This window comes from Kineococcus vitellinus (assembly GCF_009906315.1).
GTDB classification, from domain to species: Bacteria; Actinomycetota; Actinomycetes; order Actinomycetales; family Kineococcaceae; genus Kineococcus; species Kineococcus vitellinus.
In genome coordinates, this window is sequence record NZ_JAAALL010000693.1 from 1 (window position 1) to 241 (window position 241).

Annotated in this window: 1 protein-coding gene; it reads right to left on the reverse strand. The window is 78.0% G+C overall.

Features of this window, described 5'->3' with window-relative positions; genetic code table 11:
• A partial coding sequence (locus tag GTQ99_RS24125; protein ID WP_166618125.1) for a hypothetical protein occupies nt 1–241 on the reverse strand: 241 nt, incomplete at both ends.

The window sequence follows — 241 nt, forward strand, 5'->3', positions numbered from 1 at the left end:
CTCGCCGTAGGCGGTGAAGTCGCCGCGCTGCAGCGCCGCCTGCGAGTCGGTGATCGCCTGCCGGGCCTGCTGCAGCGCCTGGTCCAGCTGCACCTGCGCGCCCGGGTCGGCGCTGGGCGAGCCCGGCACCGGCGCGGCGCCCTCGTCGCCGGCGCTGGCCCCCGAGTCGCCGCCGAACACGTCGTCGAGCGCCGCGTCGAGGGTGTCGGCGATGGCGACCTGGTCGCCGAAGACGGCGACG